We start from the raw sequence: 24,099 nt of genomic DNA, 5'->3' as shown, positions 1-24,099 counted from the left end.
GGCGGCACGCGATGAGCTATGTCGGTTCCTACATCTGGTCGTTGCGTCAACTGGTGGGCAGCAGACCACTGCTCGTACCCGGCGTCCAGGTCCTGCTGCTCGACGACGCCGGGCGGGTGCTGTTCCAGCAGCGCGCCGACTCCGGCGTGTGGGAACTGCCGGCGGGGGCGTGCGAGGAGGGCGGTGACTTCGCCGACGCGGCCGTGCGGGAGCTCGCGGAGGAGACCGGTCTTGAGGTCGACCGGGCGGACCTGGTCGCCTTCGGTTCGATCTCCGACCCGAAGGTGCACACGGTCACCTATCCCAACGGGGACGTCACTCATTGCTTTGCCCTGTGCTTCATGGCCACGCGCTGGACCGGGACGCTGTCCCCGGGCGCGGATGAGGTGCTCCAGGCGGAGTTCCGCCACCCTGGGGACGCCCCGCACCCACTGCACCCGCCGACCGGCGTGGCGTTGGACATGCTGGACGCGTTCCGCTCCACGGGAAGGTTCCAGGCCCGATGAGCGCGGAGCGGGCGGTACGGGCCGTCGTGCCGTGCCGGGCCTGTCTGTCGGGTGAGGACCTGGACTGGCTCGGCGGCCGGGCGGTGAGTCTCGCACTGGATCTGACGACCACGGTGGAGGTCCTCCCACCGGGTCAGCCGCTTCCGGACACGGGCGCCAAGGCCCCTGTGGCCGGGGGGAGTTGGCCGGAGGAGGTGTGGGCGTTCCTGCGGGAGAGGCTGCCGGGGCTCGCCCCGCGGCCCCCGGCCGTCTCGGTGCACAGCGACGCGCCCGCCGCGAGCGGCCTCTCCTCGTCCACCGCACTGATCGTGGCGCTCTTCCGCGCCTTCGCCGACGCGGGCGGGCCGGCCGTGCCCGTCCCGGTGCGCACCCTGACCCAGTGGGCGTACGAATTCGAGTTCGCGGTGTTCAACGGCGGCGGCATGGACCACGTCGCCGTCGTCGAAGGGGGCGCGCTGCTGCTGGAGGGCAGGGCGAGCGGGCTCCCGGCGATACGGGAGCGCATGGAGTTCCCGCAGGCCCTGGCCGTCGTCGTCGTGGACTCCGGCAGCCGCAAGGACACCGGAGGGCACATCCGCTCCGTGCGGGCGCAGCTCGCCGCCGGTGACGCGGATCTGGCCGCGTACACGGCCCGCGCCGACGAGGCGTCGAAGGCGGTGTGGGAGGCGCTGAGGTCGGGCGACCACATGGCGCTCGGTGCCGCGATGAGCCGGGCGCACGAGGCCATGCGCGACTTCCAGGGAATGTCGACGCCGCTGCTGGAGGAGCTGCGCGACCTGGCTCTGCGCTCCGCCGGTCTGCCGCTGAAGCTGAGCGGGGCCGGCGGAGGCGGTGCGCTGGTCGGTGTCTGCCCGGCGGCCGACCAGCCGGAGGTCGTCGAGGCGGTCCGCCGCGCGCTGCGCCCGGCCCACCCGCGGGCCCGGGTGATCCCCGCCCGCGCGGCGGCCGGGTCGGCCCCGCCCGGATGAACCGCGTCGGCCTCGCCTAGATGAAGGGGTCGTAGTCGTCGGCGAGCAGGGGCCTGCCGCCGCCCTTCGCGATCTCCTCCAGTTCGAGGTTCGAGCGATGGCGTGCGCAGTGGAAGCGGCAGTCCCTGCTCGGGTCCACCATGCCGCGGTCGGAGTCCCGCCAGATGTCGGCCAGGTCGTCCGTCACGGCGTCACCGATCCGGGCGAGCGGGTTGCCGCGGTGGTACGCGCACACATAGACGCCCGACGGTGTGACGAGGGTGCGTAATTCGGCCACCGGGCAGCGGTGGTAATCCTTCGGCTGGACCGGGCCCACGTGGGTCCTGAGGGACGTCAGGGTGGAGGAGTTGACGAGCTGGAACGTTTCGCTCTCCAGCCCGGCGGCCTTCTCCAGCTGACGGTCGACGGAGTCGAGCAACTGCCGTGGCACGTCGATGACGTGGTGGTCGTCGTCGAACATGGCCTTCGTCTCGAAGTAGTCGCATCCGATGCCGTGGGCCAGCTCCGCGGCCCGGAGCACCTCGTGATGGTTGCTCACCGTGCTGCCGTCCTTCAGCTGCCGCGACATCACGAGGAAGGAGTAGCCGAGGGCGCCCCGCTTGGCCTCGGCAAGGAGCCGCATGTTCGCGATCACCTTGTCGAAGACGCTGCCGCCCTTGCGGTCCGGGCGGAACACGCCGTACGTCTCGCTGGTACCGGCGTCGACGGAGACGCGCACCCAGGCGGCGTACTCCGCCAGCTCCGCCAGATTCTGCTTGATCATGGTGCCGTTCGTGACGACGCCGACGGCGAGCCCCGCCTCGCCCAGGATGCGCAGGACGCCGCGCGTGCCGCGGTGGGCCAGCGGTTCGCCGCCGCCGATGAGCACCACCGCCCGTACGGACATGGCCACGAGCTCCTCTGCGAGCGCGGCGAGCCTCTCGGGCGTGAAGCGGCCCTGGTTGAGGAGCTTGCCGCTGATGCACTCGGGGCAGGCCAGGTCGCAGAAGGTCGTCGGGTCTAGGTCCACGACAAGGGGGGCGGCGGAGGGGGCGCCGGACGCGACTTCCAGGACCCGTGGCCAGTCCCTGGGCTGGTACAGCTTCGACACCAGGTCAAGACGGTCTGACGGCATGGCGATCTCCTCATGGTCGTGGACGAGGGAATCGGTCGGCGTGGCCCGCGGCTCCCGTACCGCGGCTACCCCTTGACCGCGCCGCTGGCGAGTCCCGCGGCGATCTTGCGCTGGACGATCAGGAAGAAGACGACGACGGGGAGGGCGGTGAGCGTCGCACCGGCCATCAGTCCGCCGTAGTCGGTGCCGAATCCGGTCTGGAAGGAGACCAGCCAGATGCTGAGGGTCTGCTTCTCCGTACTGGACAGCAGCACATAGACCAGGACGTACTCGTTCCAGGCCTGGACCATGGCGTACACGGACGTGGCGACGAGACCCGGCCCGAGCAGCGGCAGGACGATCCGCCGGAAGGCACCGAACCGGCCGCACCCGTCGACCATCGCGGCCTCCTCCAGCTCCACGGGGATACCGGCGATGAACCCGCGCAGCATCCACACGGTGAACGGCAGCATGAAGACGAGGTACGTGAGGACCACCCCGCTCAGGGTGTCCGTCAGGCCGACCTCGTTGAGGAGGAGATAGAGCGGGATCACCAGGGCGGCGAGCGGGACCATCTGGATACCGAGGATCACCAGGACGAACGCCTTGCGTCCGGCGAAGCGGAACCGGGCGAGGGCGAACGCGGCCAGCGTGCCGATCAGGAGGGAGACGACGACGGTGCCCAGGCCGATGAGGGCGCTGGACCGGGCGTTGGCCCAGAAGGTCTCCGTCCCCATGGCCCGGGTGAAGTTCCCCAGGGTCAGCTCGCCGGGCCAGAAGCTCGGCGGGTACCGCAGGATCTCGGACGCGGGCCGGAACGCCGTGAGGAGCATCCAGAAGACGGGGAATCCGGCCACGGCCGCCACCAGCAGCCCGAGCAGGTCGTATCCGCGCCGCGGACGACGGTTCGGCGGACGGCTCACTCGACTTCCCCCATCTTCAGCATCTGACGTAGGTACACGACGGACCCGGCGAGCAGGAGCACCACGGTGACCAGGGCGATCGCGGCCCCCGCGCTGTAGCGGTTGACGGCGAAGGACTCGATGAAGGAGTAGACGCCCAGCAGGTAGTACTCCCGCTCGGGCTGACCGCCGCGCATCAGCCAGATCTGGCCGAACACGCCGAAGTCCCAGATGGCCATCAACGTCGTGACCATGACGAAGGCCGGTTTGATGACGGGAAAGGTGACGTGCCGGAACAGTTGCGTGGGCCGCGCGCCGTCGAGGAGCGCCGCCTCCTCCAGCTCCGGCGGAACCTGGGTGAGCGCGGCGTGCAGGGTGACCGCCGCGAAGGGTACGGCTCCCCAGACGACGACTCCGGTGATGACCGCGAACCCCTGCCAGGGGTCGGTGAACCAGTTGTGCTTGGTGAAGTCCACCAGGGGCAGCCGGCCGAGCAGCCAGTTGACGACTCCGTAGTCCGCGTCGAACAGCCAGCGGAAGACGGACGCGGCGACCATGACGGGCATGGCCCACACGGCGATCAGCACCGAGACCATGATCAGCCGCACCCACGCCGAGACCCTGCGCATCAGAAGTGCGGTGAACAGGCCGAGCAGCATGGTGAGGACGACACAGACGACGGTGAAGAGCGCGGTGCGGGCCACGACGGTCCAGAAGAAGCTGTCGCCGAAGACCGTCCGGAACTGGTCGAACCCCACCCAGGGCGGGGCCGCGCCGCTGAACAGTTCCTTGCGCGTCATGTCCTGGAACGACAGCAGGACCATGTCGACCAGCGGATAGCCGAGCACGACGACCAGGGAGAGCACGGTCGGGGCGATCAGCAGATAGGGCATCAGACGGTGGCGCCCGCCGGGTGCCCGCCGTCCGCGGTGTCCGGCCGGGCGCGCACCGCGGGGCTCCGGGGCCGGTGCCTGCCGGGCCGGCGGCGGCTTCGTCGCCTCAGTGCTCATTGATCACGGCGTCGATCCTGCGGTCCGCCTCCAGGGCGGCGGCCCGTACCGACTTCTTGCCGGTGGCGATGGTCTCCAGCATCTCCGGGAGGATGTTCGACTTCTCCACAGCGGTCCATCCGGGTGCCAGGGGCGTCACCCACCCCCGCTCGGCGGCCCGCGCGGCGGGGCCGTTGATGCCGCCGGACGCGACATCACGCAGCTGGACGGTGTTGTTGGGAAGCGTGTCGGCGGCGATCAGCCGGCGCTGTGAGGTGCGGTCGGTGAAGACGCGGATCCACTCCGCGGCCAGTTTCTGGTTCCCGGACTTCACCGGGACGGCCAGGGTCGACCCGCCGAGGAAGGGAGGCAGCAGCTTCCCGGACGGGCCGGGGAAGGGGAACGTGGCGAACCGGCCGCGCAGCGCAGGGTCCCCGCCGGAGCGGCTGTCGGCGGCGGCCCCGGCCTCCCAGGTGTTGCCGTAGAAGACGCCCACGCGCCCCTGTCCCACGACGGCCGGCTGGTCGCCGTTGTCCTTGGCGCGGTCGCCGACGTAATAGGTGTCGAGCAGCTTGTGCCAGGCGGTCAGTCCTGCGACGGACCGGGGCGTGGACAGGGCGCCCCGCCAGCGGCCGTCGCTCTCGACGGCCATCTCGCCGCCCGCGTCCTTCACGAACGCCATGGCCGCGTACCAGTACCGGCCGGGCATGTAGAAGGCGGAGAAGTTGCGGTCCTTCCCGTACTCCTTCTTCAGGTCGTCGAGGGCCGCGGTCAGCTCGGGGTAGGTGCGGGGCGCCCGGCTGACGCCGGCCCGCTTGAAGTAGTCGGTCCGGTAGATGCCCACGCGGGCGCCCGCGTAGTACGGCACGCAGTAGGTCTTGCCGTCCATCCGGCACGCGTCCGCCAGCGCGCCGAGCCACTGCCGTGACCGGTCGAACCGCTTCGGGTCGAGCGGGGCGAAGGCGCCGTTGACGATGTAGTTGGTGGTCTCGCTGTTGCCCATCTCCACCACGTCGGGGACGTCCCGGCCGGCGAGCACGGCGTCGAGCTTCTGGTTCTTGCTGGTCCACTGCTGGTACTGGACCTTCACCTCGGTTCCGGGGTGCTTCTCGGCGAAGCGGGCGTTGGCCGAGGCCACCAGCTCCGGCCAGCTCTCCCGGGCGTCGACCGTGAGCCACACCGTCAGCTCTCCCTCGCCACGCGCGTCCCGGCCACCGGACGTACACCCCGCCTGGGCGAGCAGCAGGAGACTGCCGAGCAACATGGGCCAGCGGAGCCGTCGCAGTGCCATGGTTTCCTCCGTGGCGGTCGTCGGGAGAGTCAGTAACTACCCGACCGCACGGGGCTTCTGCACGGCGCCTCCCTGTTTCGGCTTGAAGACACCGGCAGCCGCCAGAGGGGCAGCCGCTTTGAGTCAAAGGGAGCGGCGTGTGACAAAGCGGCTCTTGACGGTGACGGTCCGCTGCCCCACCTTTTGCTCCTACGCTCATGCCCCCCATCGAAGGGTGAGTACGTGACCGAGCAGAGGACGACTTCCACCGATTCCGGCACCCGGCCCTTACGGGTCAACTCCTGGAACGGCTGGGACCCGCTTCGGCATGTCATCGTCGGGCGGGCCGAAGGCACCGTGGTGCAGGCACCCGAGCACGCGGTACGACGCGACTACCCGGACGACGGTTTCCCCCTCGGCACGTACGGGCCCATGCCGCCGGACATGGTGGCCGAAGCCGACGAACAGCTCGACGACTTCGCCGCGCTGCTGGAACGGCGGGGCATCCGCGTGGACCGCCCGACGCCCCTCGACTTCACGCAGGCCGTGTCGACGCCCGAGTGGACGCACGACTCGATGTTCGGCTGCATGCCTCCCAGGGACCTCCTGCTGACCGTGGGCAACGAGGTCCTGGAAGCGACCATGTCGTACCGCAGCCGCTGGTTCGAGTACCTCTGCTACCGGCCGGTGCTGCAACGGCTGTTCGACGGTGACGCGAGGATGCGCTGGGAGGCGGCGCCCAAACCGCGGCTGACGGACGCCTCCTACAAGCCCGGCTTCTGGGACGTGTTCAACGAACTGACGACCGAGGAACAGCTCGCGCGAGTGCGCGACTACGACCTGGTGCTCACCGAGGCCGAGCCGCTGTTCGACGCCGCCGACGTGGCGCGCTTCGGCAAGGACCTGTTCGTCCAGCTGTCGTTCGTCACCAACCGCGGCGGATACGACTGGCTGACGCGGCACTTCCCCGACCACCGGGTGCACGCGGTGACCTCGACCAACACCCATCCGCTGCACATCGACTCCACCTGGGTGCCGCTGCGCCCCGGTCTCGTCCTGCACTGCGGTGAGCGGCTCGCCGACGCCGAACTGATGGAGTTCTTCAAGCTCAACGACTGGGAGGTCGTCGAAGCGGTCCAGCCGGCCAGCTGGGACCACCCGCCGAAGCTCTCCTTCTGCAGCCCCTGGCTGGCGGCGAACATGCTCAACCTCGACCACGACACCCTGTGCGTCGAGGAGAACGAGGTGCGCCTGGCCGACCAGCTCTCGTCGTACGGGTTCGAGATCGTCCCGGTGCCGTTCCGCGCGGTGGGCCCGTTCGGCGGTGGCCTGCACTGCTCGACGGTCGACATCGAGCGCGAGGGGACGCTGGAGGACTACTTCCCCCGCCGGTACGGACGGTTCTGAACGACGTGGTCCGGGCAGTGATCTTCGACTTCTACGGCACTCTCGTGCGGATGGTCCCGCCGCTGCCGCCCAGCCACCGGGCGATCTTCGCCCGCAGAGGTCTGACGGAGCAGGGCGACCGCTGGGGCGACCAGTGGTCGGTGGGGCCGCGCGAGGGCGAGGAGCACACGGCTCACTCCGTCAGCGAGGAGGCGTACACGGCCTGGGAGCGGGAGCGGCTCCGACGCAGGGCGCGCGCCTGCGGGGTGCCCGAGCGTGAACTGGCCGGGCTGGTAGCGGAGTTGGACCGGGCGATGAAAGACATCCGGCTCGCGCTCTTCGACGATGTGCCCGACGTGCTGGCTGATCTGCGTGAGCGGGGATTGCTGGTCGCCGTCTGCTCCAACTGGTTCTGGGATCTCGACCGGTGCCTCGACGAGGTGGGCCTGGCCGGGCTGGTCGATGTGGTGGTCAGCTCGGCGCAGGCGGGGGCGCGCAAGCCGCACCCGCTGGCCTACCGGGCGGTGCTCGACCGCTGTGGCCTGCGGTCGGAGCAGGCCCTGTTCGTCGGTGACATCTGGGGGCCCGATGTGGAGGGCCCGCTGGCCGCGGGCATGCGCGCCGTGCATCTGTGGCGGCCGGACCGCGCGGTGGAAGGCGTGGCGCCGCCCCTCCCGCCGGGGGCGGCGCGGATCACCGGCCTGCGGGAGCTCACCGCTCCGCTGGTGACCGGTGCGTCAGCCGGTCCAGCAGGTTGCGGGTGACGCGTACGACTCCCGGGTCCTGTTCCCGGCCGCAGACGACGGGCCAGTCGGTGGTGCCGGCGGTGAACACCGTGCCACCCGCGGTGTACAGGCCCATGGTGGCGGCGCGCGGACTCGTGATCGCGGGCTCGCGCACCGCGCCGTTCCAGTGCCCCCACTTGAAATGGTGAAAATCCTCGTGGACGGGGTCGAGGACATGGATGCCGAGAATAAGGAAGGATTCCGGCGTTCCGTCGATTCCCGTCGCCCACGCGATTCCGTCGCTGTCGTAGGCGAACGCGGCACCGTCGCACTCGTAACCGATGAGGGGAGTTCCGGCACCGAGCGCGTCGGGAATCCCCCCGTCGGAGCCGTCGCGCAGCCCGGTGCCCTCATAGATCCAGTGATCGGCATGCTGCACGGTGTATCCGGCGCGGGGCCGGTCTCCCGGCCATTCGCTGCTCGGCCACATCCCACCGTTGCGGAAGCTGACTCCGGTGAGCCCGTTCTCCGGCTCTCCGACACCTTCGGGGTCAGGACGCCACCAAAGGTCGGTTGCGGGCAGATGGGGATACACGTCGCCCACATGGTGGTCGGTGTCCGACACGAAGGCGGTGTTTCCGTCGGTCGGGTGGACGCGCCACCAGCAGGTGTTGGCGCTCAGGAAGGCGACGTTTCCCCGGTCGCGTACGAACTGCTCCACGTGGGCGCGCATCGCCGCGCTCCAGTATTCGTCGTGTCCGACGCTGAGCAGCAGATCGTAGGGCGCAAGGAAATCGGGATCTTCATGCAGGTCGAGGTCTGTGCAGTATTCGACGGCGTAGTCGTTGCGTTCGAGCCATGAGATGAAGGGGGCGTCCCAGTACGCGAGGTCGATGACGCCGCCCGGCCGGTGCAGGCTGATCTTGTGGCCGCGTGGTGCGCCGTCGCCGCCCCGCTGGTACACCGGATTGTCGTAGAGGCTGGCGGCCCGCTCCTCGCCCCGCCGGTCCGACCTGTTGTACGCGTGCCGGGTGAAGGTGGATTTCTTGTAGAGGATGCGTGAGCGTCGGCCCGGATACCGCGGCCGGACCACGAAGAATTCCCGCTCGAACCCCTCGATGCTGTCGGAATCCAAGCGAGGCGCGCATTCCGCGTACTCCTCCCCGCCCGACTCTCCCTCGATGAACTGGACGAGGTGGATGCCCGTATTCCAATCACCCGGGATGGGGAAGGAGACAGCGGGCCACTCCCAGTCGACGGCGGGGGAGGCCCTCCCGGGATGCCCATCGGGGTGGGCCGGAGGTGAATGAAGCGTTCCAGGCTTCCACGCCGATTCTCCGACGAAGTCCAGCTCCTTTCCGAGCCGGTAAAAACGCACCCGGAAAAGAGGGGCGTCCGTCGAGACGTGGAGGAACAGGCAATCGCCTGCGGTGACGCTTTCGCGGCCGACGTAGCCTTCTATCACACTGCCCCCTGGATCGCGTCGGCCCGTCATATTAGGCGGCCGCCGATGATTCGACAACGGCACGGCGCGAACCGGCCACTCCTGGGCCCCTTCTGGACACAAGACCCGGCCGGTCGACTCTGTTATCCGCCGGTGGGGTAGTGCGGAAGCCGACGCAGAACCTTCCACTGATCAGTGAGGGGCAGCCGAATGAGCGGTGAATTCCGCGTACGGGAGCTGGTTCTGGGAATTGAGGGTCTGGCGCTGCTGCGCCACGCCATCGACGGGGACGAGAAGTTCCTGCGGGAACGGGTCGAGGACATCCGCCGGTTCGCCGTCGGCGACGCGCCGCTGCCGGACGGCGGGGCGGCCGTCGGGGAGCTGGACGCGGCGGACGGTTACGCGGCCTGGTCCGCCGTCTACGACTCCCTTCCCAGCTCCTACATCGAGGTGGAGGAGCCGGTGGTGCACGCCCTCCTCGACCGGGGCCGGGCAGGCGGGGCGGGCGGCACCGCGCTCGACGCCGCCTGCGGCACCGGCCGGCAGACGCTGGCCCTGACCTCGCGCGGCTACCGCACCATCGGGGTGGACCAGTCGCCACAGATGCTGGAGAAGGCCCGCGGCCACGCGCCCGACGCCGAGTACCGCGTCGGGCATCTGGAGAACCTCCCCCTCGACGACGACTCCGTCGATCTCGCCGTGTGCTCACTGGCGATGACGCACCTGCCGGACCTCTCCGCGGGCATCTCCGAACTGGCGCGGGTCGTCCGGCCGGGCGGGCGGATCGTCATCTCCGACATGCACCCCTTCGTCATCTCGCTCCAGGGACAGTGTCTGTTCGTCCACGGACCCGAGCGCCTGGCGTTCGTCCGCAATCACGTCCATCTGCCCAGCCGCTACCTGGCGGCCTTCAGGCGGTCCGGCCTCACCGTGCTCGGCTGTGACGAGCCCCTCTTCAACGGACGGCTCGCCCCTGGTGGTTACGAGGAGTACATCGCCGACGCGGCCCGCGCCGCCTGGGACGGCATCCCCTTGGTCATCGTCTGGGAAGCGGCCGTCCCGGCCTGAGCCCGCACCACCGGAAGAGACCTGAGGAGAGGAGCCCGGCCCCCATGCCCCTCGTTGTGGTGCGTCACTCGGAACGACCGGAACTGTGGGACCGCATCCCTGAACAGTTCGCCGGAGTCGTACCGGAGTACAACCTTCACGGCGACATCAACGGCGACTACTGGAACCGCCTGTTCGAGGACTTCGGCGACTACCAGTTCGTCCTGTACGACGACGGGAGCGACGAGATCGTCGGCGCGGGCCGCTCCCTGCCCCGTACCTGGGACGGCACGGCAGAAGGGCTCGGACCCGGTCTCGACCACTCCATCGCGCTGGCCTTCGAGGAACGCGACGCCGGGCGCGACCCGGACGTGCTGTGCGCCCTGGGAATCGAGGTCGCGGCGGCCCACCAGGGCAAGGGGCTGTCGAAGGTGCTCCTGGACCAGATGGCGGCGACCGCGCGCGCCGCGGCGCTCGGCACGGTGATCGTGCCGGTCCGGCCCACCTGGAAGGAGCGGTACCCGCTCATACCGATCGAGCGCTACGCCGCCTGGACCCGCGACGACGGCTCGCCCTTCGACCCGTGGATCCGTACGCAGGTCGGTGCCGGGGGCGCCGTCGCCGCTGCCTCCGCGCGCTCGTCGCGGATCACCGGGACGGTCGGCGAGTGGGAGAGCTGGACGGGGCTGCCGCTCCCGGGCGACGGTGAGTACGTCTTCCCCGGTGGCCTCGCCACCCTGAGCATCGACCGCGGGCGGGATCTGGGCACTTACTGGGAGCCGGGCGTGTGGATCACCCACGACGTCACTCGTGGGGTCGCCCACGAGGTCATTCAGGACGTCGGTCGTCCAGGAGCCGTTCCCCGCACCGGATAGCGGTCCAGGCGAACTCCGCCATCAGCCGCCTCTGCGCCGGCCCGGCCTCGGGGCGGCGTTCGGCGGGCAGACCGGCGGGCCCGACGGTGGACACGGCGGCCTGCCTCAGCCTGGTGAGGGCCGCGGTGTCCGCGCCGCCCGGGGGCGCGTGCCGACGAGCGGCGTCCGCTGCCTGGCGGCCGAGGAGCAGACAGTGGGTCCACAGCTCCTCCGCGAAGAGGGCACCGAAGAGCCGGGACACACCGGCGGTCAGATCGGACGGCATCTCTTCGCCGACCACGTCCCGGACGCGCTCTTCCGTCAGCCCGGTCACGGGCAACGCGTCATGCCACCGTACGTGTTCGCGTCGGCCGTCCGCCGCGGCCTCCTGACAGGCCGGCCGCAGATAGCCCTCGCCGTACCGCATGTAAGGCAGCAGACCCGGCTCCTCCAGGACCCACCCGCCGCGCAGCATCCCCTCGGCGCCGGCGGCGTCCATAGGGCAGGCGGCGAGTCGTATGCCTTGTGCCGCGTGTCCGTTGATGCTGCTGGTACCGATGTGCTCCACCACGTTGGGGACCGCGAGCAGACCCATCCGGCTCCGAGCGCGGAAGAAGACGGACAGCATCTCGTCGTCGTGGCGCTCCGAGCTGTCCCGGGCGAACGCGCGGAACTCCGCGGCTTCGTCCGTCGGCAGACAGATGGCCAGGGACGGAGTGAACTCTTCCGGGACGGCGCGCACCCAGGCGGCTCCGGCCAGCGCGGCGAGCCGTGACGCGGCGCCGTTGCGTGCGTGCCAGTTGGTGTAGAACACCAGGGCCTCGCGGGGGAACCGGGCCACGCAGCGGGCGACGAGGTCCAGCAGTCCGGGTGGCGCGGCGACATCGTCCTGCACCACCAGATGGTGGGTCGCCCCGGACTCGGCCGCCGCCCACGCCACCAGTGCCGTCCGCAGCGCCGACGGCGTGCCGTCCGGATCCGGGTCCAGGGCCAGCCCTCCGAGCCCCAGGCGGTCGGCCAGCTCCTCCGCCTGGTCCTTGCGTACAGGGTGGGTCATGACGGCCGAGCTGATGCGTACTGCGGACACGGACACCATTGAGCTCCTGTGTTCGGATGTCACGGCCGGCCCTTGGAGCGCCAGCGGGACCTGGCGATGGCGTCCGAGTCGGTCCGGAACTGGACAGCGGCTTGATTCTCGGTGGGATCGGAGGGTGAGCGGGGCTCATGCGGCCTCTCGTCGGACCGCCGGAGCGCCCGCAGGAAGAGAAACGGGGCGGCGCTCAGCCAACAGAGCCCCACGAGGGCGTCGGCCAGGACCCGGACCACGAAAGGAGGGAGGAAGACCCAGTGAACGGCCGTCACACCCAGAGCCGAGAGGAGCAGAGCGAGCGCGAGCAGCAAGACCGGCCGGGCTCGTCCCATATGCCACCCATCTCACGACGCGTGCCGCCTGCATCGAGGATAGGGAGAGCCGTCGGCTCACGGAAGACGCCCGCATCCGAGGAAGACGCCCGCATCCGAAGGAAGACTCCCCGCGTCTACGCGCCGGGCTCCGCCCAGTGGATCCCGTCAGCGGTGGCCACCAGGCCGCCCGGACGCAGCGGACCGCTCTCCGCGAAGTCGCCTCCCGCGACTCCCCGCTCGGCGAGCAAGTCGCTCTCGGTGAAGGCGTCGGCCAGCATGGGGCATTCGTCCCACGGGTCACCGTCGGGGTTCGCCTGGTAGTCGTGGGCCGTCGCGTCGAGCACGCGGGCAGCCGTCCCGAGGCGGTCGGCGAAGGCCTCGGAGTCGATGAGCACGCGGTCCTTCGACGCCACGCCTCCCACCAGGTTGACGAACGAGACCGTGGCGTCCGCCTGACCCCCGGTCACCTTGTGGGCCTGCCAGAAGTAGCCGTCCTTTTCGGCCTCCATGTTGTAGAAGGCGGCGAGGAAGTCATGGAAGACGGAGTACTCACGCCGGTAGCGGCTCTCGAATTCCTCGAAGGCGCGCCGCTCGTCCATCCCGTCACCGAGCACGCTGTTGACCGACCGGGCCGCCAGCATGGCCGAGTAGGTCGCCAGGTGGACCCCGGAGGAGAAGACGGGGTCGATGAAGCACCCGGCGTCACCGACGAGCGCCACTCCGGGCGCCCAGAACCGGGTGTTGCAGTAGGAGTAGTCCTTGCGGACGCGCACCTTTCCGTACGTTCCCTCCGTGACGCGCCGGGCGTCGACCAGCATGTCCCGTACGGGCGGGCACTGGGCGACCAGCCGGGCCAGGCCCTGTTCGGGGTCCCCCTGGACCCGGGCGGCGTGCTCGCGGCGGATGACGGCGCCGACGCTGGTGAGCCGGTCGCTGAGGGGGATGTACCAGAGCCATCCGGCGTCGAAGGCGGCGCACAGGATGTTCCCCCGGTTCGGTGGTGGCAGCCGGCGGCCGCCTTCGAAGTAGCCGAACACCGCGACGTTGCGGAAGAGAGGGGAGAACACCCGCTCGCCGCCGGCCGCGGCGTGGAGCCGTCCGGTGTTGCCGGAGGCGTCGACGACCCAGCGGGCACGGATGTGCCGGTCCTGGCCGTCCGGCGTCCGGTAGGTCAGGCCGTCGACGCGGCCGTTCTCGTCGCGGCCGAGACGGCGCACGGTGCAGCCTTCCCGAACCTGCGCTCCGACGTGGCGGGCGTGGTCGAGCAGCAGCGCGTCGAACTTGGTGCGCTCGACCTGGTAGGCGTACCCCTTCTCGGAACCGAGGCCGGGCGATTCCGCGAAGGAGAACGTCCACGGTTCCGGCGCCTTTCCCCAACGGAACGTTCCCCCGTGCTTGCGGACGAAGCCCGCCGCGTGGAGCGCGTCCTCCACTCCGAGCAGGCGGCCGATGCCGTGCACGGTCGCCGGCAGGAGGGATTCCCCGATCTGGTAGCGCGGGAAGTGCTCGCGTTCGAGGAGCAGTACGTCGTGTCCCGCCTTGGCGATCAGTGCGGCGGCCGTGGAACCTCCGGGGCCGCCGCCGACCACGGCGACATCGAACTGTTCGGTACGCGTACTCGTCATGGAGACCTTCTCTCTGGGCGGTCACCAGGCCACCGGCAGGCTGAGCGGTGACCTGATGGGCGAGTCGTCGTCCCACGTGGGGGGCTGTCCGGTCAGGTGCAGGCCGGGGAAGTGGTCGAGCAGTGCTTCCAGAGCGACGCTCATCTGGGTGCGGGCGAGGTGCGCGGCGACGCAGTTGTGCGGGCCCCGGCCGAACGCCAGGTGCGGGTTGTCGGCGCGGTCCAGGAGCAACCGGTCCGGCTCCGCGAAGACGTGCTCGTCCCGGTTGGCCGCGGCCAGCACCGGCAGCACGGCCTCTCCGGCGCGGATGGTGCGTCCGTGGAGGGTGACGTCCTCCGTGGCCTGGAGGACGACGACACCGTTCTGTACGGGGAGGAAGCGCAGCAGCTCCTCGACCGCGACGGGCAGGGCCGACCGGTCGCGCAGGAGCCGCGTGTAACGGTCCGGTTCGGCCAGGAGGGTCAGCGCGGCGTTGGCGAGGAACATCGTTGTGGTGCGGTAGCCGGCGACGAGCATCGACAGGCCGAAGGCCAGGACGCTCTCCTCCTCCAACTCCCCGTTGTCCTGGGCGCGGAGCAGCTGGGAGAGAATCCCGTGGCCGGGGGCGCGCCCGCGCCGAAGGCGCCCCAGCAGGTCCGTCATGTAGGCGCGCAGCAAGGGGGCGGCCCGGCGGCCCTCTTCGAGAGTGACCAGTGCGCCGAGGGCGTCGTCCGCCAAGGGGAGGAAGAAGTCGCGGTCCTCGAAGGGGATGCCCACGAGATCGCACATCACCAGCAGAGGGAAGGGCTCGCAGAAGCCGCCCACCAGGTCGCCGGGCGGCCCCGAGGCGGCGAGGTCCGCCAGCAACCGGTCGGCGGTGGCGCGTACGGCCGGCCGCGTCCACCGCACGGAGCGGACGCTGAGCGAAGTGGCCAGGGCTTGCCGCAGGGCCGTGTGCTGCGGGCCCTCCAGCTCCATCATGGTGACGAGGCCGGGAGCGCCCGTCGCGTCCGCGGTCGCGGGCTGGTCCTCGATGGTCGGCCGGATGAACCGGCTGTCCGCCAGCAGGTCGCGCACGTCCTCGTATCGGGTCACGAACCACGCCGGGGCGCCGAAGGGCGTCCTGACCCTGGCGACCGGACATCCCTGGCGCAGAAGCCGGTACTCCGCGGGCGGGCCCATGCTGCCTGGCGGAGGAGACGGAAAGGGCCGAACGGTTTCCTCGGGGTCCGGATAAGGCTCGGGGTCCGGATAGGGCAGGTCAGACGGGCACGGCATCCTTCCACGCTCCTCGGCGGCACACGTGGTGCCTCGGCGACACACGTGGTGATGGCTTCCTGCATACCCTTGGCGCCGCACACCGATCCGATGCCGCGCACAAACCACCGATGCTGACGAACCGGGTGCGCGGCGGCCGCACGGCGGCCGTGCGGGGGTGCGACCGCGCACCCGTGGGGTGCCCCCGCCGCATCCCGTTTCCCGGCGTCCCTGAAGCCAACTACCCTGAGCAGCCCCGACGGTGGGGGAGGGTACGGGGGTACGGGGAGGTGCATCGCATCAGTTACCGCAGGCCGACCGGGCGCGGTGGGAGTGTGACCGGCAGGCCGGCGCCCGCGGTGCTGCCCCCACCGCTACGCGCGTGGCTCGGGCCGGTCGCGGCCCTCGCCACGCTCATGGTCGTCGCGCTCGGGGTCCTGTACGCCGGTCACAGCGAGCCCGGCAGGGCGGACAGGTGGATCATCCGGCCGACGGCGGACAGTGTGCGGCCGCCGTGGCGGAACGCCGCTCTGGCCACGGACTTCCTGGCGGAGCCCGCGGGAGCGGCGATGCTGGTCGTGGCCGCAGTGACGGGCTGCCTGCTGCTTCGGCATCCTCGCGCGGTGGTGCTCGTCGTCGCCGGGGCCGGCCTGACCGTGGGGACGACGACGCTGCTCAAGTCCCTGGTGGGGCGCACCATCCACGGCGACGGCAACCTGTCGTACCCGAGCGGGCACACCGCTTTCCTCACCGCGCTCGCCCTCATCGTGGCGCTGCTCGCGACCGGCCGGCTCGGCCTCGGCAGGACGGCCGGAGCGTTACTCGTGCTCGCCGCGGCGCTGGTCGCCGGTGCCGCCATGGGCTGGGCGCAGGTCGCGCTGGGCGCGCACTACCCGACCGACGTCCTCGGCGGCTGGTGCACCGCGCTGGCGGTGGTTCCGGCGACGGCGTGGCTGGTCGACCGGATGGCAGAGGCCCGTCGGCCGCAGCACCGCTGACACCACGTCAACTCACGTCACGCCAGGCGGCGGAACGCGGGTTTCACCGGTCGCCCGGCCAGCCAGGGGGTGGGGTCAGCGGCGTCCAGCGCCTTCCGGTACACCGCACATGCCTGGGCCACCACGTCGACGGTGCGGTCGATGTCGGCGTCGTCGAGCGCGCTGCTCACCACGAACGACGGGGCGAGCACCCCGCCCGCGAGGAGCCGGCGCAGGAACAGGGTGCGGTACCGCTGCGACGGCTGCCCGTTCTCGTCGAGGGTGGCGAAGACCAGGTTGCTGGCCCGGCCCCGGACGACGATGTGGTCGCCGACGCCCATGCTCGCCGCGGCGGAGCGGACACCGGCGGCCAACCGCTCGCCGAGGGCGTGCAGCCGCGCGGTGATGCCCTCCTCGACGTAGGTGGTCTGCACGGCCATCGCGGCCGCCAGCGAGTGCGTTTCCGCGCCGTGTGTGGTGGACAGCAGGAACACCCGGTCGCCGGAGTGGCGCAGCCCGCCCCGCTCCATCAGCTCGCGGCGCCCGGCCAGCGCGGAGACGGCGAACCCGTTGCCCAGCGCCTTGCCGAACGTGGAGAGGTCGGGGACGACGCCGTACAGGCCCTGGGCGCCCGCCTCGGACCAGCGCAAGCCGGTGATCATCTCATCGAAGACCAGTACGCAGCCGTGCCGGTCGGCCAGCTCGCGCAGGCCCATGAGGTATCCGGGCGGGGGCTCGGTGTGGGTGGCGGGTTCGAGGATCAGGCAGGCGACCTCGTCCTGGTACCGGGTGAGCAGCTCCTCCGTGGCGGCCAGGTCCCCGTAAGGGAACGACACGGTGAGTTCGGTGGTCGCCGCCGGGATGCCGGCGGACATCGGCGTGGTGCCGATGAACCAGTCGTCGACGGAGAAGAACGGATGGTCGCCGCAGATCGCCACCCTCGGGCGCCCGGTGACGGCGCGGGCGAGGCGCACCGCGGCGGTGGTGACGTCGGAGCCGTTCTTCGCGAACTTCACCATCTCGGCGGTCGGCACGGTGGCCAGGAAGCGTTCCGCGGCGTCGACCTCCACGATGGACGGCCGGACGAAGTTGGAGCCGCGGTCGAGTTGCCGCCGCACCGCCTCGATCACGCGTGGGTGGGCGTGGCCGAGGCTGACCGACCGCAGACCGGAGCCGTACTCGATGTAGCGGTTGCCGTCGATGTCCCACACGTGGGCGCCGCGGCCGTGGCTGATGACCGGGGCCAGGTCCTCGGGGTACTGGTCGTCGCCCTTGGCGTAGGTGTGCGCGCCCCCGGGGATCATGGCGTGCAGCCGCTCGTTGGCCAGCCGCGACCGGGGCAGGAGGAACTCCTCAGTGTCCACGCCGACTTCAGCTCTCTCTCTGCTTCAGGGCTTCGGCGAGGCCGGGCGCCTCCCGGTCCCGTCGGGACATCGATGTGACCGGCAGCGGCCAGGGGATGGCCAGTTCCGGGTCGTCGAAGGCGATCGTCACGTCCTCGGCCGGATCGTGCGGGCGGTCGATCCGGTACGAGATGTCAGCGGTTCCGGTCAGCGCCTGGAAGCCGTGCGCGCACCCCGCCGGGATGTACAGGGTCGTCTGCGTCTCGCCGGACAGCTCGAAGAAGGCGCGGTTGCGGTACGTCGGGGAGTCCGTCCGCAGATCCACGACGACGTCGAAGATCTCCCCGTACGAGCACCGCACCAGCTTGGCCTCGCCGGCCCCGGAGCGCAGGTGCAGGCCGCGCAGCACGCCCCGGACCGAGCGGGACAGGCTGTCCTGGACGAAGGAGTCCGGGTCGAGGCCCACCGAGCGGACCACGTCGGCGTCGAAGGTGCGGCAGAAGAAACCGCGCTCGTCGGCGTACGGCGTCGGCTCGAACAAGTATGCCCCGGCGATCGCCGGGACTTCGGTGGCTTTCATCGGCTCTCCTGCGGGGCGGTCGACGGGAACAGGGCCGTGGTCAACGCGGCGAACTGGCGGGCGAGATGCCGGGCGGCGGCCTCGTTGCGTTCGGTGAGGGTCCGGCGCAGCTCCGCCGCGCGTTTTTCCAGGGCCCGGAACTGTTCGAGCAGCCGGTCGGCGTCGACCTCGCGGGCCGGATGGCAGTACGCGCCGAGGCCCATGCGGTCCATGAGCGCGTCGCTCTTCGCCGCATAGCTGACGGCGAGCGTCGGCGTGCCGACCTTCAGCGCACAGATCAGGTTGTGGTACCGGGTCGCCACCACGGTGTCGGCAGCGGCCATCTCCTTCATCAGGTCGGCGAGGGAGGCGGCCTCGGCGGCGGTGACCAGCGGTGAGTCCACCGCGTCGAGGATCGCGGCGACCACCGGCGCGTCGCAGTCGTCGCCGGTGAGCAGCCGGACCGGCCTGCCGTCCTCGACCAGCGCGCGGACGAAACGGATCGTCCCGTCGAGGTAGCGCCGGTGGATCTCCTCGGCCCGGGCGCGGTCGTCGTCGCCGCCGTGGAAGTCCATGACACCGACGCAGACCGTGCCAGGGGACGCGGCGGCAGCAGGTGCGGGCAGGGCGAACGCGAGGTCCGGGTAGACCTCGTCGCGCGCGGTGTCCACGCCCATCGCCCTCATCGCGTCGCGGGACAGGGAGTCCCGGTACGACCGGTACGCGGCAAGCCGCGCCGACCAGCGCACCAGGGCCCGGGTCGGCCGGTTGCCGATCGCGGCGGCGCCGACACCGACCAGCGCGACCCGGGTGCCGAACAGCCGGCCGCTCGCGCAGAGCAGGAACAGCGAGTACGGGAAGCCCCACGGCCGCAGCGGCAGCGTGGCCTCCAGGACGCCCATGCCCGGCACGATCACCACGTCGTGCCGGCGCACCCAGGCGGCGGTGCGGAAGGCGTCGACGAGTTTGCCCAGACCCTTGCCCGCGATCGCGCCCGCCCGTGACGCGGTCCGGTACTCCCCGCGGTACCAGTGCAGCCGCGTCGCGGGGATCCGGTACCGGGCCGCGACGACCTCGGGCCCGCCGCACAGCGCGTCCACGACCGCCTCCGGGTGCTCGGCGCGGAGGTACCCGAGCACGGCCTCAAGGGACCCGTCGTTGCCGAGGTTGCCGGAGCCGAGCAGCCCGAACACCCCGACGTGGGCAGCGTTCACGCCTGCCCCCCTGTATGACCTGCACGACCTGCACGGCCTTCACGCCCGGCCACGAGGGCGTCGACGGAGACCGTCAGCTCGGCCGGGTCGGCCGGGGCGCGGTCCTCGACCCGCTCACCGGCGCCCGGCCGGACCCGGCTGGCCATCCACGCGGCCAGGTGGCGGTAGCACGCGCGCCGGTCGGCCGTGGACAGCGGTGCCCGCCGGATCGCCGCGACGAAGCCCCAGACGTACTCGGCGAGCAGCCGGGGCGTCGGGTGCAGCGGGCCTGCCCGGCGCGGGTCCAGGTTGACGCACCGGGAGCGCTTGCCCGGGTTCGCGCGCTCGGCGCGGGTGGGGTGGTCGCGGCGGAAGTACAGCAGCTCCGGCACCTGGTGGAAGGGCCCGTGCAGGACGATCTCGGCGACGAACGTGCGGTCCGCGTGGTGGTAGCTGTCGTGCGGCTTCACCCGGCGCAGCACGTCGGCCCGCATGACGCCGTAGAAGTCGTCGCCACCGGGCTCGAACAGCAGACTGCGGAAGCGCTCCGGCGCGTGCGGCGAGTCGGTGGCGAGCCCGTACTCGTACGGGACCTTCACCTGGCCTTCGCCGTCGATGACCGCCTGGCCGGAGTGCGCGAGGACCACGTCCGGCCGCTCGTCAAGGGCCGATACGCAGCGCCGCAGCAGGTCCCGGGCGTACAGGTCGTCGTGCGACGCCCACTTGAACAGCTCGCCGCGGCACTCGGTGAACACATGGTTGTGGTTCGGTGCCGCGCCGATGTTCCGGGGCAGCCGGATGTACCGGACGCGCGAGTCCCGCGCGGCGTACCGGCGGCAGATGTCCTGGGTCCCGTCGGTCGAGGCGTTGTCGGAGACGACCAGCTCGAAGTCCTCGTAGGTCTGGCCGAGCAGGGCGTCGAGCGCCTCGGCGAGGTACTCCTCGCCGTTGTACACGGGCAGGCCGATGCTCAGCCTGGGTTGCGCGGTGGTCATGAGGTCCTCACTTCGGGAAGGGAGTCGCGGTGGCGCTCACGCAGGGCGGACCGCAGCTGCAGCCACCACACGGCCGAGCCGCTGACGGTCGCGGCGGCGACGCCCCAGGCCGAGCCGACCGTGCCGGCCACGGCCGCCCCGCCGAGCCCGCCGCCGACATAGCAGGCGGACGCGTACAGCTGGCTGCGCAGGCTGCGCCGGGCCGCGCCGAGCGCGCGAAGCCCGGCCGCCGCGCCGGTGCCGAGCCCGGCGCCCGCGACGCCGAGCGCGGCCGGCACGATGAGCTCCGAGGCGGAGCTCCAGACGCCGCCGAGCACGAACTCGCCGAGCCGGTCCGGCACAAGGAGCAGCGCCCCGCCCCAGAGCAGCGCGGCGACGGCCTGCGCGCCGCCGAGGAGGAGGCAGAAGGCGCCGAGCCGGTGCGGGGCCCGCCGCACCACCCGTGCCGCCTCCGCGACGGTGACCAGCGACAGACCCATCAGCACGGCGAGGAACGGGCCGAGCAGGAGTTCCGCGCCCCGGATGACACCCACCGCGCTGACCCCGACGATCGCGCCGAGCCCGTACGCCCGCAGCTGGCTCGCCCCGCTGACGCAGGTGTTCTCGACCAGATACCGGTAGCCGAGGTCGCGGTGCTCGCGAACCCACTCGCGGGCTCCGGTCAGCCGGGGCCGGATGCCGGACTGGAAGCAGCCGTACACCGCGGCCACCGCGGCGGACGCGCCCCAGGCGAGCACGTACGCGGCCACGCTGCCCACACGGGCCGCCACCACCATGGCCGGGACGAGCGCGACGCCCCACACGAGGTCGTTGACGAACGCTTTGCGCCCGGCCCCGGCGGCGAAGAACGCGTACCGCCAGGCGTCCTGCAGCAGCAGCCCCGGCAGCATGACGCCGAGACCGGCGAACGCGGTCCCCACGCGGCCGCCGAGCGCGAGGCCGACCACCAGGCTGACCGCGCCGATGGCGGCACCGACGCCGAGCGCGGTACCCGACGACCGGGCCACCGCCCCGCGCCAGGACGCGTCCGGCACACCGCTGAAGCGCACCACGAGCGGGTCGGTGGCGAGGCCGCGGGAGACGCTGAGCACCACGCCGTACGTCACCCAGGCCAGGCTGAACACGCCGAACGCGGCAAGCCCCAGCGAGCGTGCCACGTAGATCCCCACCACGAAGTTGGACATGCTGGAGGCCGCCTGGTCGGCGAGGCCCCAGGACAGCCGGCCGACGACGGCCCGCCTGGCGGTGGGCCGGGCCGTCTTCTGCCTCCCGGTGGTCATCGGCGTCATGCCTTGAGCAGCCCGGCACCGTGCAGGGCGTCGGCCGCGGCGACGACGGTGTCGAACGGCAGCCCGGACCGCTCGGCGACGTCCAGCAGAGCGTGCTCGCCGTCGGAGAGGTTGAGTACCCAGAGCATGGCCATCTGGGCCTGCTTCGCGTCGCTGCGGCCGCCCAGCGAGTCGTACAACCCGCGTCGGCCCAGCTGTGGTTCGCCGTAGGGGCTGAGGTTCACGTACCGCCGGTCGCGGTCGAGGACGGCGAACGCCTCGCGGCAGACGGCGAGCGTGTCCTCCATCGCCTCCGGGGAGACGAAGTCCAGGTTGTCCGCCGAGGTGTGGTACTCGGGGTAACCGGCGTACGGGGTCCGGCTGAGCGAGCCCACGCCGAGGTCGAATCCGGGCGAGCAGAACTGCCGCTCGTCGTAGCCGTACGGAGTGAACTCGGTGATGTGGTGCGGGCGTTCGGAGGCGGCAAGGACGTGCCGCATCACCCGGTCGATCTGCGCGTCGCCGCTCCTGCTCTGCTTGTACGTCAGTTGGCCCCGGTCGCCCGCGCAGGCCAGCACGAGCCCGTGCTTGACCCGCTCGATCCGCTCCTTGTTGCGGGCCAGCCAGGTGATCGCCCCGATGGTGCCGGGCGCGAAGACGAACCGGTAGGTGTAGTACGGCGTCGTCTCCGCCAGCGCCCGGGCCAGGAACGTCGCCACCGCGATGCCGGCCAGGTTGTCGTTGGCCAGCGACGGGTGGCAGACGTGGCAGGAGACGATCACCTCGTCGGGGACCTGCCCGGGGACGACGTGCTCGGCGTACGTGAGGTGGCCATCGGTGAGGGTGGAGTCGACGCACACCTCGTACTCGCCGTCCGGCAGCGCGTCCAAGGTCTCCTCGGCGAGACAGAATCCCCACTGCGGCTGGTAGTAGCTGGTGCGGTACGGCACCCAGGTCGGGTGGTCGGGGAGGGTGTGCAGATGCGCGCGCAGTTCGGCCAGCGGCATGGTCGTCGACACCGGCACGCTGTAGCCGAGCACATGCAGGCTGGACGCGCCGAAGTCGACGACCCGCTTGCCGGTGGCATCGGCGATGTACGCGTCCCGGATGTTCCACTCCTGCGGCACCGTCCAGTCGAGCACCTGCGTCCCGGTCGGCACCTCGTGGGTCCGCAGCGGAACGTACTCGTCGACGATCTCCAGCGTGGCGCGCACGCCGTCGCCGGTGATGCTCCGGCACAGCGGGTACAGCCGCTCCACCAGCGCGTGCATCTCCTCGCCGGCCGCGGTCACCGGCGCCACCGCAGGGTGTCGTCGACGGTACCGGCGTCGGACGCCGCGCGCAGCACGGCAAGGCGGGTGAAGCGCCGCTCGAAGTCCTCCCTGGTCAGCCCGTACTTCCGGTAGGCCTCGGCGAGTTCGCGCGCCCCCTGCCGCACCGTCCACTCGCAGTCGAAGCCGGGAATCGCGGCGCGGAAACGGGAGAAGTCCACCCGGTAGGACCGCGGGTCGGCGCCGTTCTCGCCGGTGATCCGCACCTTCGCGCCGGACACCGCCTCGGCGACCTGCCCGGCGATCTCGGCGACCGTGACGTTGTTGACCTCGCTGCCGATGTTGAACGCCCGGTCGTGCACCGCCTCCCGCGGCGCAGTCAGCGCGGCCGCGAAGGCCCGTGCGATGTCGGCGGCGTGCACCAGCGGGCGCCAGGGCGTGCCGTCGGAGAGCACGAGCACCTCGCCGGACAGGAGCGCGTGGCCCACCAGGTTGTTCAGCACGATGTCGGCGCGCAGCCGGGGCGAGTGGCCGAAGGCGGTGGCGTTGCGCATGAACACCGGGCTGAAGTCGCCGTCGGCCAGCGCGTGCAGATCGTCCTCCACCCGCACCTTGGACTCCGCGTACGGCGTCACCGGCCGCAGCGGGGCATCCTCCCCCACCAGTCCTTCGCCGCCGGCGGCGCCGTAGACCGAGCAGGTCGACGCGTACAGGAAGCGCCGCACTCCTGCGTCGCGGGCCAGCCGGGCAAGGCGTACGGACGCGTGGTGGTTGATGTCGTAGGTGAGGTCCGGCGCCAGCGATCCCAGCGGGTCGTTGGAGAGCGCGGCCAGGTGGATCACGGCGTCCACCCCGGCCACGTGTTCGGCCGTGACGTCGCGCAGGTCCACCCGGTGCCCCGGCGGGTCCGCGGGCGGCGGGCCGAGCACGCAGTCGGCGAACAGGCCGGCGTCGAGACCGACGACCTCATGCCCGGCGGAGCTGAGAACCGGGGCCATCACGGTGCCCAGATAGCCCTGATGTCCGGTCAGCAGTACGCGCAAG

At 71.3% G+C, this 24,099-nt stretch carries 22 protein-coding genes; 7 read left to right on the top strand and 15 right to left on the bottom strand.

Features of this window, described 5'->3' with window-relative positions; all coding sequences use genetic code 11:
- Positions 1–11 precede the first annotated feature (11 nt).
- Positions 12–506, top strand: coding sequence for an NUDIX domain-containing protein (locus ACWDVB_RS23115; RefSeq protein WP_451518449.1), 495 nt, complete (start codon positions 12–14; stop codon positions 504–506).
- Entirely contained in the window at positions 503–1,474 is a 972-nt protein-coding gene (locus ACWDVB_RS23110; protein ID WP_451518450.1) for a mevalonate kinase family protein, read from the top strand. The genes ACWDVB_RS23115 and ACWDVB_RS23110 overlap by 4 nt, the downstream gene beginning before the upstream one ends.
- A 16-nt stretch (positions 1,475–1,490) precedes the next feature.
- Here ACWDVB_RS23110 and ACWDVB_RS23105 read toward each other — a convergent pair whose 3' ends face one another.
- From ACWDVB_RS23105 to ACWDVB_RS23090, 4 genes are all read right to left on the bottom strand, one after another.
- Positions 1,491–2,588, bottom strand: a complete 1,098-nt coding sequence (locus tag ACWDVB_RS23105; protein ID WP_451518451.1) for a radical SAM protein — start codon at positions 2,586–2,588, stop codon at positions 1,491–1,493.
- 65 nt (positions 2,589–2,653) lie between these two features.
- A complete protein-coding gene (locus ACWDVB_RS23100) occupies positions 2,654–3,490 on the bottom strand; it encodes a carbohydrate ABC transporter permease (RefSeq protein WP_451518452.1) in 837 nt (278 codons plus the stop codon).
- Positions 3,487–4,479, bottom strand: coding sequence for a carbohydrate ABC transporter permease (locus tag ACWDVB_RS23095; RefSeq protein ID WP_451518453.1), 993 nt, complete (start codon positions 4,477–4,479; stop codon positions 3,487–3,489). The genes ACWDVB_RS23100 and ACWDVB_RS23095 overlap by 4 nt, the downstream gene beginning before the upstream one ends.
- On the bottom strand, positions 4,469–5,749 hold the full coding sequence (locus ACWDVB_RS23090; RefSeq protein ID WP_451518454.1) for an extracellular solute-binding protein: 1,281 nt from the start codon (positions 5,747–5,749) through the stop codon (positions 4,469–4,471). Before ACWDVB_RS23090 ends, ACWDVB_RS23095 begins: the two co-directional genes overlap by 11 nt.
- Positions 5,750–5,971: 222 nt before the next feature.
- Here ACWDVB_RS23090 and ACWDVB_RS23085 point away from each other — a divergent pair, with 222 nt between their 5' ends.
- Both ACWDVB_RS23085 and ACWDVB_RS23080 read left to right on the top strand, forming a co-directional pair.
- Positions 5,972–7,135: a serine/threonine protein kinase gene (locus ACWDVB_RS23085; RefSeq protein ID WP_451518455.1), complete on the top strand. Its 1,164-nt coding sequence runs from the start codon at positions 5,972–5,974 to the stop codon at positions 7,133–7,135.
- A gap of 5 nt (positions 7,136–7,140) precedes the next feature.
- Positions 7,141–7,878, top strand: a complete 738-nt coding sequence (locus ACWDVB_RS23080) for an HAD family hydrolase (RefSeq protein ID WP_451518456.1) — start codon at positions 7,141–7,143, stop codon at positions 7,876–7,878.
- On the opposite strand, the gene ACWDVB_RS23075 is transcribed toward ACWDVB_RS23080, so the two are convergent.
- Positions 7,826–9,334: a N,N-dimethylformamidase beta subunit family domain-containing protein gene (locus ACWDVB_RS23075; RefSeq protein ID WP_451518457.1), complete on the bottom strand. Its 1,509-nt coding sequence runs from the start codon at positions 9,332–9,334 to the stop codon at positions 7,826–7,828. The two genes, ACWDVB_RS23080 and ACWDVB_RS23075, sit on opposite strands and share 53 nt — an antisense overlap.
- 159 nt (positions 9,335–9,493) lie before the next feature.
- On the opposite strand from ACWDVB_RS23075, the gene ACWDVB_RS23070 reads away from it, so the two are divergent.
- Positions 9,494–10,351 carry a class I SAM-dependent methyltransferase gene (locus ACWDVB_RS23070; RefSeq protein ID WP_451518458.1) on the top strand — a complete coding sequence of 286 codons (858 nt, stop codon included), beginning with the start codon at positions 9,494–9,496 and terminating at the stop codon, positions 10,349–10,351.
- Between the two features lie 44 nt (positions 10,352–10,395).
- Positions 10,396–11,205, top strand: a complete 810-nt coding sequence (locus ACWDVB_RS23065; protein WP_451518459.1) for a GNAT family N-acetyltransferase — start codon at positions 10,396–10,398, stop codon at positions 11,203–11,205.
- Here ACWDVB_RS23065 and ACWDVB_RS23060 read toward each other — a convergent pair.
- From ACWDVB_RS23060 to ACWDVB_RS23050, 3 genes are all read right to left on the bottom strand, one after another.
- On the bottom strand, positions 11,159–12,280 hold the full coding sequence (locus ACWDVB_RS23060; protein ID WP_451518460.1) for a hypothetical protein: 1,122 nt from the start codon (positions 12,278–12,280) through the stop codon (positions 11,159–11,161). The genes ACWDVB_RS23065 and ACWDVB_RS23060 overlap by 47 nt on opposite strands.
- 442 nt (positions 12,281–12,722) lie before the next feature.
- A complete protein-coding gene (locus ACWDVB_RS23055; protein WP_451518461.1) occupies positions 12,723–14,213 on the bottom strand; it encodes a tryptophan 7-halogenase in 1,491 nt (496 codons plus the stop codon).
- A gap of 21 nt (positions 14,214–14,234) precedes the next feature.
- Positions 14,235–15,374, bottom strand: a complete 1,140-nt coding sequence (locus ACWDVB_RS23050; RefSeq protein WP_451611989.1) for a cytochrome P450 — start codon at positions 15,372–15,374, stop codon at positions 14,235–14,237.
- A gap of 410 nt (positions 15,375–15,784) precedes the next feature.
- Here ACWDVB_RS23050 and ACWDVB_RS23045 point away from each other — a divergent pair, with 410 nt between their 5' ends.
- Positions 15,785–16,447, top strand: coding sequence for a phosphatase PAP2 family protein (locus tag ACWDVB_RS23045; protein WP_451518463.1), 663 nt, complete (start codon positions 15,785–15,787; stop codon positions 16,445–16,447).
- Between the two features lie 17 nt (positions 16,448–16,464).
- Here ACWDVB_RS23045 and ACWDVB_RS23040 read toward each other — a convergent pair whose 3' ends face one another.
- The 7 genes from ACWDVB_RS23040 to ACWDVB_RS23010 are packed head-to-tail and all read right to left on the bottom strand — an operon-like array spanning position 16,465 to position 24,098.
- Positions 16,465–17,790: a glutamate-1-semialdehyde 2,1-aminomutase gene (locus tag ACWDVB_RS23040; RefSeq protein WP_451518464.1), complete on the bottom strand. Its 1,326-nt coding sequence runs from the start codon at positions 17,788–17,790 to the stop codon at positions 16,465–16,467.
- A gap of 7 nt (positions 17,791–17,797) precedes the next feature.
- On the bottom strand, positions 17,798–18,349 hold the full coding sequence (gene rfbC, locus ACWDVB_RS23035; protein ID WP_451518465.1) for a dTDP-4-dehydrorhamnose 3,5-epimerase: 552 nt from the start codon (positions 18,347–18,349) through the stop codon (positions 17,798–17,800).
- Positions 18,346–19,542 (bottom strand): polysaccharide pyruvyl transferase family protein, encoded by a 1,197-nt coding sequence (locus ACWDVB_RS23030; RefSeq protein ID WP_451518466.1) that lies wholly within the window; start codon positions 19,540–19,542, stop codon positions 18,346–18,348. Before ACWDVB_RS23030 ends, rfbC begins: the two co-directional genes overlap by 4 nt.
- A complete protein-coding gene (locus tag ACWDVB_RS23025) occupies positions 19,539–20,516 on the bottom strand; it encodes a glycosyltransferase family 2 protein (protein WP_451518467.1) in 978 nt (325 codons plus the stop codon). Before ACWDVB_RS23025 ends, ACWDVB_RS23030 begins: the two co-directional genes overlap by 4 nt.
- Positions 20,513–21,805, bottom strand: coding sequence for a hypothetical protein (locus ACWDVB_RS23020; protein ID WP_451518468.1), 1,293 nt, complete (start codon positions 21,803–21,805; stop codon positions 20,513–20,515). Before ACWDVB_RS23020 ends, ACWDVB_RS23025 begins: the two co-directional genes overlap by 4 nt.
- The gene (locus tag ACWDVB_RS23015) at positions 21,802–23,085 is read right to left on the bottom strand and encodes a DUF4910 domain-containing protein (RefSeq protein ID WP_451518469.1); all 1,284 of its coding nucleotides are present in this window, start codon (positions 23,083–23,085) and stop codon (positions 21,802–21,804) included. Before ACWDVB_RS23015 ends, ACWDVB_RS23020 begins: the two co-directional genes overlap by 4 nt.
- The gene (locus ACWDVB_RS23010) at positions 23,073–24,098 is read right to left on the bottom strand and encodes an NAD-dependent epimerase/dehydratase family protein (RefSeq protein WP_451518470.1); all 1,026 of its coding nucleotides are present in this window, start codon (positions 24,096–24,098) and stop codon (positions 23,073–23,075) included. Before ACWDVB_RS23010 ends, ACWDVB_RS23015 begins: the two co-directional genes overlap by 13 nt.
- Position 24,099 lies beyond the last annotated feature (1 nt).

Source organism: Streptomyces sp. NPDC003379 (genome assembly GCF_053589195.1).
The sequence above is the reverse complement of the archived record's forward strand: the minus strand, read 5'-3'. Positions and strand labels throughout refer to the sequence as shown.